Annotated in this window: 4 protein-coding genes; 1 reads left to right on the top strand and 3 read right to left on the bottom strand. The window is 49.8% G+C overall.

Going from position 1 to position 3,817, the window contains the following annotated elements; translation table 11 throughout:
- The first annotated feature begins 299 nt into the window (after nucleotides 1-299).
- The gene (locus tag E1757_RS35460) at nucleotides 300-680 is read left to right on the top strand and encodes a winged helix-turn-helix transcriptional regulator (RefSeq protein ID WP_133237146.1); all 381 of its coding nucleotides are present in this window, start codon (nucleotides 300-302) and stop codon (nucleotides 678-680) included.
- Between the two features lie 193 nt (nucleotides 681-873).
- Here the strand turns inward: E1757_RS35460 and E1757_RS35455 are convergent, their stop codons facing one another.
- The 3 genes from E1757_RS35455 to E1757_RS35445 all read right to left on the bottom strand — a co-directional run bounded on the left by E1757_RS35455 (nucleotide 874) and on the right by E1757_RS35445 (nucleotide 3,494).
- A complete protein-coding gene (locus E1757_RS35455; protein WP_133237145.1) occupies nucleotides 874-2,109 on the bottom strand; it encodes an anti-sigma factor in 1,236 nt (411 codons plus the stop codon).
- A complete protein-coding gene (locus E1757_RS35450) occupies nucleotides 2,106-2,606 on the bottom strand; it encodes a sigma-70 family RNA polymerase sigma factor (protein WP_133237144.1) in 501 nt (166 codons plus the stop codon). The genes E1757_RS35455 and E1757_RS35450 overlap by 4 nt, the downstream gene beginning before the upstream one ends.
- Before the next feature lie 162 nt (nucleotides 2,607-2,768).
- Complete coding sequence (locus tag E1757_RS35445; RefSeq protein WP_165972440.1) at nucleotides 2,769-3,494, bottom strand: glycerophosphodiester phosphodiesterase; 726 nt, start codon at nucleotides 3,492-3,494, stop codon at nucleotides 2,769-2,771.
- Nucleotides 3,495-3,817: the final 323 nt, after the last annotated feature.

Below are 3,817 nucleotides of genomic sequence, written 5' to 3'. Positions count from 1 at the left end.
GGTAAAACGGGGTGAAACAAAACCATGTGGACGAGGAAACCGGGGCTTTCTCCAAGTGAAGGTGGGGCTCTCTGATCGTCCGGATCGATTGGAGTGGAAGGAAGAAGGCTTCGCTTCCCCGACTTCCGTTCCTCGCCCTTCGGGCTGCGGTACGGGTTCGGCTACGCCCACATCCCCCATCAAGTAGAGGTGCCACCATCACTTATATATTGGAAATTCATTTAGGCTCTTTCCCGTTGTCCGGATCAACTGGAAATTCGCTCAAAATGAGCTTCTAAACTGATTATACGAGGAGGGTTATGGTGTCCGATTTAAGAGAAGAAATTATGGATAAAATTAACAATGGGGATTTCAACTGTGAGAAAGAATTGACCCTATCGATTATTGGCGGAAAGTGGAAGCTGATTATTCTCTGGTATTTGGGAAAAGAGGGCCCGCACCGCTTCAGCCAGCTTCAACGTCTGCTGCCAAAAATTACGCATAAAATGTTAACAAGCCAGTTGAAGGAATTAATGGATGACGGCATTATTCATCGGGAAGTATTTCCTGAAGTACCGCCCAGAGTGGAATATTCGATGACGGAACTTGGAGTGACGCTGCTGCCGGTATTAGAGATAATGTATGAATGGGGCAAAAAGCGAATAGCAGATATCAAAGAGGGTCAAAAACAGCCTCTCTGAAGCTCTCTCACGCCAAAAAGGGGCTGTCCCAAAAGCCGTTTTGGATTTTCAGCCCCCCACTCTGACTATGATTTTACATGTAAATGCCGCTTCCATCCCTACTTATATAGAGGTGCTGAAGGCGGCATTGCATACTTTTTGAGATTGTATCACCGGTTGATACCCTTATGGGACAGCCCCTTTGTCTTTCCTGCTACCTGTCACGCCAATTCCACAACCGCACTTCGCCCACCCCAAGATTTCTAACCCAAGGCTCCTCCCGCAGCTTCAGCAGCTCCTTGACCGGTCCGGTTACAACAGCGCCGTAAAGCTTGACACCGTTCGTTCCGATATAGTCGGCAGCCTTATCGATATTGGTGAATGGGGCCGCTTTATTCGCAATCGATTTATATTGCCGCAGCAAGCTCAGCGTTTTCATAAAATTTTCGTTCCGTTTCGCTCCGTCGCCATATGCGGCGAGCGCCGGATAAGAGCCTCCCCTTGTCACGATTTTGCCCAACCATCCCGTCTTCTTTTCCTCATAATGGTTCACCTGCAAATCATCCGCGTGCCAGACCGGCCAATACGGAAATCCGACCGGATTCGTTACGATGCCGCCGTTCTGGCGCCAGGAATCGGGACCGGCATCGACCGCAAACCAAACCGGTTGCATGTTTTTATGCTCGAACCGGGCCAGCAGCTCATCCGTCGTAAACAGCCGGTCGAACGATAAATAAGCTTCGGCGACCGTGCCTTCCGGCAGCTTTTCGAGCGCAACCCATTCCGGAGCGTCCGCCCGTTCACCGTTCAAGCGATTCGCCTCTTCAGGCGCAGTCAGTGATTGCCCGCCGCCAGGGTAATGAAACGTAACGTTGCTGTTGTTGTCCTGCCACGAGAATTGGGGTACCCCTGGCAGCCCCAACAGAAACTTCATGGAAAAGTCCCCGACAACAACTTGACCGGCGCCGACCTGCTTATTCAGTTTGCTCGACGAATCCATCGTAAAAAACGCATTGCCCTGTCCGTTCAAATGAACGGTGACATTGGGCCGGGAGACAGCTATCGCCGATGTTACGACATCTTGATAGGTCATCATACGGCTCGGTTCCCCCATGCCGTAATATATGGCGGTTATAATCGAGCTGACGATGGTAAATATGATCAGAATGGCCGTAACGATCGCCGAGCTCACAAACCGCGCTTTCCATTTGCCTCTGCGTATAATGCTTTTTTCATTGCCAGGTGACAATATTGTCGGCATCGGTCCATCCCCGGATCGCTCCGATCTGACAGACTCTATTGACGTACTATCGTTCAAGGGCATCAGTTCGTCCAAGTAGGCTTGATAAGCTTCCATTTTTTCCAACTCGCGCTCGATTTCGTCTCTTTCATGTTCCGGTAAATTGCCGTCCGCATATTGCTTCAGCTTCCGTTTAAATTCCTCGCTCATGCCTCCCCATCCTTTCGTTCCGACTTCCGCAGCTGCTGCCTTGCCCGGAACAGCAATACTTTGAAATGTGACAGACTGACTCCCATCAATTCAGACGCCTCCTGGTACGTAAGCTGGCCGAAATCGTACAACAACAGCGCCTGACGCTGCTTATAAGGAAGTCCGCTCAACGATCGTTCGAACTCATCCCATCGTTCTTGTCTAAGCACCGCTTCCTCCGGGGTATCGGAGTGGCCATGATGCCGGAAATAATCCGGCTCCCGGGTACTGCTGCGACGCTCCTTGCGCTTGTAGTCGACGAATGCGTTGTAAGCGACGCGAAACAGCCACGGTTTGACTTTATCCTCTTTGCAGTCTTCCAAATATAAATAAGCACGGTAAAAGGTTTCCTGCACCAGGTCTTCCGCCGCGTGATGGTCGTGGCAGAGGGAGCGTAAATACAGGTAAACATCCTTCAAATACTGCTGGTAAATGGCGTCCAGATTATTCGGCTTCATCCCCTCCCTCCCGACTATAACACGTGCGAGCTCGTGAAAAGTTACAGCTATCATCAAAATAAAGATAAACAGCTTCGCCGTTCTTCGAGAACGAGCGCGTTTGTCAAGGCTGTGCGAAGCTAAATATAAAAAGCAGACCGCCTTGGCGATCTGCTCGAATACTCATAAGTTGTATACATTGGACTGAAGAGCATCGTTCAATTTATCGGGATAATTGATTGTCATGCCATCAACTCCACTGCGGAGACAATGCTTCATCATGGACTCATTGACGACCTTCCATGCCCGAACCTCGAAACCGTGCTGCTTGAGCAGCCGTACTCCTTCCGGAGTAACGGTTTCCGCTGGAGGGCAAATTTGGATGACCCCAATCTCCTGCAGTCGTTTCAAATGCTCCTCATCCCATTGACGAACCAGATGCCCCAATCGCACGGAATCATGCCTCTGCCGGATGGTCTGCAAAATCTCGAAGTCAAATGAAGTAATGGTCACCTTCTCCATCAGCTCTTCGTGCTCCTTCAATATTTGAATGACTTCATTCTCGATCCCGGACTCTTTCATCTCCAATGCAAGATGGATCGGCTTACCGCCAAAAACATACAGGAATGTGTCAAAGCTAACCAGCCGTTCTCCCCTATACATCTCGGAAAACCATGAACCGGCATCCAGCATTTGCAGCTGCTTCCATGTATAGTCGGAAGGTCGTCCGGTGCCGTTCGTTGTACGTTCCAATTGCTCGTCGTGATGCAAAATAATGACGCCGTCTTTAGACTTCCGCAAATCCGTTTCCAGTCCGTTAGCGCCCATCTCCAAGCTTTTGTAAAAGGCGGCCATTGTATTTTCAGGGGCATACTGAGATGCTCCCCTATGAGCAATATTCATAAACATTGAGTTCATTCTCCATTCAGACTATTTATAATATCAGACTTTCATGCCGCTGCGCGGCACCACTGATGGATGAAAATGTTGTCCATACTGTTACTACGGCTGGCGAAGGTAGGTCGTCCATTCTTGGTGTCTCGAGCCCGCATATCAGACGGACCACAACGACCCGGTGCATCGCAGATTGTTGCTCCTTCGGGAAGCACGCAGGGCAGAATAACCCTTTTGGTAGTTGCACCAGCCTTAAACACAACCAGTCGTAAGGAGAAGCAGATATGGAAGTACTGATCGAACGTTGCTGCGGGCTAGATGTTCATAAAAAGAGCATC

It is taken from the genome of Paenibacillus piri (assembly GCF_004354045.1).
GTDB lineage: Bacteria > Bacillota > Bacilli > Paenibacillales > NBRC-103111 > Paenibacillus_S > Paenibacillus_S piri.
This window is presented reverse-complemented; position numbering and strand designations above follow the sequence as displayed.